The organism is Enterobacter cloacae complex sp. P13B, assembly GCF_014895915.1.
GTDB classification, from domain to species: domain Bacteria; phylum Pseudomonadota; class Gammaproteobacteria; order Enterobacterales; family Enterobacteriaceae; genus Enterobacter; species Enterobacter bugandensis.
On record NZ_JADBQN010000010.1, the window covers coordinates 128,254 to 134,453 of the forward strand.

General features: G+C 48.1%; 6 protein-coding genes. All 6 read right to left on the reverse strand.

Going from position 1 to position 6,200, the window contains the following annotated elements; genetic code table 11:
- Nucleotides 1–20: 20 nt before the first annotated feature.
- Entirely contained in the window at nt 21–530 is a 510-nt protein-coding gene (locus IM273_RS06015) for a fimbrial protein (RefSeq protein WP_193051634.1), read from the reverse strand.
- A 54-nt stretch (nt 531–584) separates the two neighbouring features.
- Complete coding sequence (locus tag IM273_RS06020; RefSeq protein WP_094945156.1) at nt 585–1,094, reverse strand: fimbrial protein; 510 nt, start codon at nt 1,092–1,094, stop codon at nt 585–587.
- Nucleotides 1,095–1,105: 11 nt separating this feature from the next.
- Nucleotides 1,106–2,032, reverse strand: coding sequence for a fimbrial protein (locus tag IM273_RS06025; protein WP_193055537.1), 927 nt, complete (start codon nt 2,030–2,032; stop codon nt 1,106–1,108).
- Nucleotides 2,033–2,040: 8 nt separating this feature from the next.
- Nucleotides 2,041–4,581, reverse strand: a complete 2,541-nt coding sequence (locus IM273_RS06030; RefSeq protein ID WP_226841079.1) for a fimbria/pilus outer membrane usher protein — start codon at nt 4,579–4,581, stop codon at nt 2,041–2,043.
- Nucleotides 4,582–4,621: 40 nt separating this feature from the next.
- A complete protein-coding gene (locus tag IM273_RS06035; RefSeq protein WP_028012853.1) occupies nt 4,622–5,299 on the reverse strand; it encodes a molecular chaperone in 678 nt (225 codons plus the stop codon).
- A 61-nt stretch (nt 5,300–5,360) separates the two neighbouring features.
- Complete coding sequence (locus IM273_RS06040) at nt 5,361–5,879, reverse strand: fimbrial protein (protein WP_100170423.1); 519 nt, start codon at nt 5,877–5,879, stop codon at nt 5,361–5,363.
- Nucleotides 5,880–6,200 lie beyond the last annotated feature (321 nt).

Here is a 6,200-nt window from a genome sequence, read left to right on the forward strand (position 1 = left end):
TAAAAAAGATATTTCAGCCGTTACTGATAAGTAAAATCTACATTCATTACTGCCTGGAATGTTCCGGCAGTGGAATTTCCTTGTGGCGTAAACATTCTCGCTGACAACGGGAATGTCGAACTGCGCGTGCTGCTGTCGACATTCACCTGCATTGTGCTGTTCACGCTATATGCTGTCGCATGATCCCTGCTGGCAATACGTAATGCCACATTGTTGCTGGTCCCGCTGTTTTTCCATGCCGTGGGATCTTGCGTATCTGCATTACCGGTAAATTTGGCCGTTACGCTGCTGGTGCCAGCAGGACAGTTTTGCACCAGCAGATCAAAATCAGACCAGACGGCACCGTCACCGGCATTTATGAGATTCTGCTTGGTTTCTTCCCCCAGATTGACCACTTTAGAAACGGTGCCCGTGTCAACGACACACGGGCTGGCAATAACCTGGCCGGAAATATTAATATTGGAGTCCGCTATACCCATTAGCGGTAAGGTTAAAAAAACCAATACGATCGAATACTTTTTTATAAACATAGCACACCTCTGGCACCCGCTTATAAGCGGGTGTTCAGCTTTTATCATAATTAATCAGTTATACTGCATGGTGGCAACAATAACGGAATTAATGGTTCCCGGCATGACGCTACCCGCTGCAGAATAAGCTTTAGCCTGCAGGGCTAACGACGCGGTGCGATCGCTTTGAACCGTTTGGGTCACAGAACTCCCGTTCCCCAACAGATTGCCATTGCTTGCCTGGTACAATCCCACAGCTACGTTAGTCGCAGTGCCAGTGCTGACATAATAGCTAGTTCCGGCAACAGGATCCGGTGTACCGCTAAATGACACCAGAACGCTACTCGTTCCGACAGGGCAGGCAGTAATCGGTATCGTAAATGAAACGGGTGAAGAGGTGGATCCCGCGCTGGAAAGCGCTGAGGCCTGAATAGCAGAACCTAAATCCACGTTCAGGTTGGCACTTCCTCCATTGATTACGCAAGGGGAAGCAACAATAGTACCCGTAACGTTAATATTTACCGTATCAGCCGCCATGGATGAAAAAGATACCATCGCCGCAATAGTCATAAGTTTAAAATTCATGATTTACCCTCCTATTGATAAGTAATATTTAATGTTGCGGTTGCATTCGCCGTACCTGGACTCACTGCGGTCTTTGTTTGATAATAACGGGCTACGATAGGAAATGATTCCAACCCACCGCCAGATTGCTTAAGGAAAACGGTATTATTAAGATTGAGAGGTGTGCCACCATATAATATTTGCACCCCCACTCCCTTCGCGACTCCCGGACCACCTTGGCCCGATAAAGCCAAAACGCTGGTATTGGCCACATCAGGGTTTTGCTGTCCACTCAAAGAAATGTTGATATTTGCGCCAGGATCGCAGGTCAAGCCGAGAGTCTGGGTAACCTGAGCATTAGCTGGCGTTGTACCCACTGTTGAACCAAAGCTTGTCGCGGGGATATTACCTATCGGAAAATTAAGTGAACCCGAAGAAAGACTACAGGCCAGCGTTGTAATAGCCCCACCACTAATGTACCAATTTGCTATATAAAATTGATTTAACATAGATAGATCGGCAAATTTTCCAGTTCGAATAGTTCCAGAAACTGCAGTACCGCTTGCCCTGACAATTTCGGCTTTATACATATATGTTGCGCCATAAGTCCCCAATGCAAAATCAAGAGGGAAGTAATGGTGAAAACCTCCTCCAGAATCGTTTTCAGAAAGCCGCACGCCATATCCAGGAACACCGATATCATAGAGACTACTTCCAAGAGAAGTATTATACATAACCTCATGATAAGTGTTATTACTATCTGGACAGGTAATATTGATTTGATATATTCCTGTCTGAGTCGCGACTACGGTACCTGCGGGCACATCGCGCTGCACCGTTATGCCGCTGAAATTCAAATTAAAATTCTGCACCGCTATGTTATTGGTACATCCTGCTGCATAACTTGCCACAGAAATTAATGACAAAACAGCCATTAAAATATAATTAAGTATTTTCATATTTATTCCTATCGGCATACAGCATTAACTACCGCAATGTTATTTTTAACATCAGGCTGTTTTAAAACATATGAGGCTTTACACTGTTTATCACTGCCCTCACCCCACTGCGCGATAAGGTCGACCTTCTCGCCTAAGCCTGTGAGATAAACCTGCCCATTATCGCCGACAATAAAGCCGCTATTTTTAATACCACCCACGCTGACAATCGCCCCAAAGGGAATGGGCTGTCCGTTACCGCGCAATAACGTAAACAATGCACGCTGACCAACGTTGGCAGTATATTCAGCGCGAACAATAGCTCCGCGAGTCGGCACAACGGTCCGGGTCGTGAGATCCAGTTCTACATCATCGGACATACTTTCTGGGTCGATTACGATATCGTTTTTACGGTAGACGTTGACGTTATTTACCGTTGTATATCCCCGATAGTCCGTTTTCGCGCCCGTTTGGTTTCGCACTGTCAGACCTTTCGCCCCAGGCACTTTAACCAGGACGTTCGTTTCACCCAGCGGTTGCGATAACGTCACGCCGTCAGCATGCGCAATGACCCCGCCCTGGATTCCGTAGTTCAGACGCTCATTGTTCTGGTCGTAGCTGTACCCTGCCGTCACCTCACCATAGGTACCCTTGTAATCACCGTTTACGTTGCCGCTGTATCCGACATTATCGCTGCCATAGCCCTGCTGAACGTTCCAGTTCAGGGCATTGTTTTCCAGCGCGGTCCCGTTGATGCCAACCGTATGGGTCGTTCCGCTATTTTTACTGTTATTGACGCTGTAGTTTGCCCACGTCTGCGGCAGGAATTTATCCAGCGGCACGCTGATGTTAAATGCCACCATCCGATCTTTGTCATAGCTCGTAGGGTTACCGTATGTACCAGGCGTCCCGTTACGCGTTGAGGTATACGTCAAACCGTAGCTGATGCCGTTCCAGAAATTGTTATACCCCAGACTCCAGGACTCCATCGCTCGCCCGGAGTTCCAGTAATCTTCGCGAACGGCGCTGGCCATAATCGAGCCTAATGACCCACCCAGAGACTGGTTCATAGTCAGCTCCATACGGTTGCGACGCCGGTTCTGCATCACACCCGTATCGCCATAGGAATCAAGCACTTCCTGCATACCGTAAAAGCCTTTGGTCGAATAGCGGTAGCCTGCAATAGCAAAGTTAGTGCCTGTTTCGACAAAGTTTTTACTGTAGCGCGCGCGCCAGGACTGGCCGCTATCGCTCGGCAGATTTTGCGGGCTAGACCATGCCTGGATGACATCGACAGAAAATGCGCCGAGGTCACCCATATTCTTGCCCATACCGACAGCGATCGACTGGTAGTGGCTCGACGTTTGACCACCGCCGTACGCCGTTAAGCCATACGGCAAGCCATAGATGCCCGTAATTTGCGCAAACGGTGTCTTGTCTACGCTACCGTTATAGGAACGATATTGCCCACCCGTGACGGCGTACTTAAATCGCCCTTCTCGCTGCAGTACTGGCAGTGAGGCATAAGGGACGGTGAATTGTTGAATGCTACCGTCAGCCTCTTTAATTGTTACCTGCAGATCGCCTGCCCCCCCGGTCGGATACATATCCGTGATCTCGAAGGCGCCAGGCGCAACGTAGGTCTGGTAAATCTCATACCCATTCTGACGGACAATGACCTGCGCATTGGTACGCGCGATACCGCGCACGACGGGTGCGTACCCTTTGAGGGAGTCAGGCTGCATGTCATCATCGGAGGCCAGCTGCGCACCGCGGAACGGCATACTGTCAAAGACATCGGCAGGCGCAGTGCTGTCCCCGAGGGTCATCTGCGCTTTTAACGGAACGATCGCGCGCTGAGCGTAGGTATAAACGCTGTCCCATTTGTCCTTGCCATCTTCATCCCGTGACCAGGTCGTGTAATTGCGCAGACGCCATGGCCCAATGTTGATTCCCGGACGCAAATTAGCGTACTGCGTGTTGCTGGTATCACTGCTCCCGTTGCGCGAGCGGTTGTTGGCGCCACTCAGGCTGTAGTTGAGCAGCACAGCCGTGATTCCTTCATCCCACTGTTCTGGTGGAACGTATCCACGGGCCTGACGAGAAATGGCCGCCTGCGGGATGCTGACGAGCAGACGCTGTGCGCCAAACTGGAATTCAGTGGATCCGGAAGGTATCGCGTGCAGGTTTGCACAACGTTCGTTGTTCACCGCAAGCGCCGGAAAAAGCTCGGTTTTTACGCCCCACTCTTTAAGCTGCTCCACGGTCAGACAAGGTTCTAATTTCCCCTCATCATTGGGAGCACCAGAGGTTTTGAATTCGATATCGCGCGTATCAACAAGTTCGTTATCCAGCATCACATCGACGTGATAAGTTCCCGGCGCCTGCGAGCCCGCTTCAAACGCAGCGAGATCGGCTTTACCTCCATTTTGCGGATTATCGAGCTCAACCAGGTCCGGGTTGAAGTAATCACGCGCCATGGCATTCTGCATTGAGCCAGCAAGGGCAAATGCAATCAGTAAAGCCAATCGCGCAGGTTTAAAATTATTATATTCCCTTACTATCATCATTCACGTCACCTTGGAAACGACATTCCAAAACCAATTATTTTCACAAGCTTGCGCTTTGCACGTCACTCACCGCTCCATAATCATTAATGACTTTATAATTAACAGAGGTTGAGTTAGCGCCAGCAGGTAGCGTGAAATTCATTGATTCCCCAGGAAGTACATACGAAACATTTTCAATTTTTTTACCGCCCAGACTGATTTCATTAAAGTTAATGACATAGCTGGTTGGGTTGGTAACCTGAAGTTGATTACCATTTCGACGCCAGGTTAACTGATGACTCAACTCCTGCGGCTGCTGAGACTTTAAGCCTGCAGGACGGTATATCAGCTTAATGCGCGTTTTAATCGCTATTTGCAGCGTATTATCTTTTTTGGGCGCTGACGGTATCGCTTTAATATTCAGCCAGTAGAGACTTTCCTTATCCTGCGGCAAGTTGCCAGTCACCACGACACGCTCAATGTTTTGCTGACCGCCATCGAGTCGATACAACGGAGGGGTAATAATAAAAGGAGCTTTCTCAGCGCCACCATTTAATGTCTCAACCCATGACTGAATAAGGTACGGCGTCTTATCCGGGTTGTTAACATCAATGGAAGCTTCTTTTTTATTGCCATCATAGACGACACGCGTTCCGCCAATAATAACACCCGCATTGGCGGCGGATACGCTTGCTGAAATCACTGCGCAGGCAATTAAAGTTTTGCTAAGAAAATTCATTTTACACCTCGATAAAAAAGGGCCGTATACCGGCCCTCATATATTTTTCCGGTCAGGAAGATTACTGGTAGCTAACGGAGAAGTTAGCTACACCGTTTGCTGGACCTACGCCCACAGTTGCAGACGTTGCTTCGTACTGAGCAAAGAAATCCAGCGTGTTTGGTACAGTTTCAGCCAGGCTGTATACGTGGCTGTTAACGCCCGCCAGCGGCAGGTCCTGGCTGTCAGCCGTCATCAGGTTAATAGCAACGCCCGTTGCGCCACCGGTTACAGCCAGCAGGTTGGAGTTTGCTGGGTCTGCAGAACCGTCAAACTTGATGGTTGCGCCAGTTACGGTTGCCGGGCAGTTGGTCAGAACGATTGAGAATTTAGTCGCAGCGGTTTTATCACCAGCAGCGGTAAATTCAGATTTGCTGTAACGGCCCAGATCAACAGTCTGGTTTACAGAACCCGCATCAACGGTGCACGCTGCATCGATGATTTCGCCGGTGAAATTAACGGTACCAGCAGAAGCGAATGCATTAGACATGGTCAGAGCAGCAGTCGCAGCGAAAGCAGCAGCAATAATATTTTTTTTCATGATTTAATTTCCTTAATAACTTTATAAATTACCGAAATTTAGGCAGCAACATCCAGATGGATTTAGACCATTTATTTTTTGCGCCAGACATCTCATTTCCAACGTGCAGTAAGCAGAACGCAAAGATATTTGTTCGATAACTTTGTTTTCATCTCCTCACTTGCTGAGGCGAAATTTATAGAAGTTTAATTTTTTCTACAATTGCTTTTTAGACCAACCATAGACTTTTGTATTAACATTGCCTTAACATACAAAAATATTTTAAGTACGCCACATTAAGTTATTAAACTTTTGTTAATAAGCGAGTCCATTATGAAACCA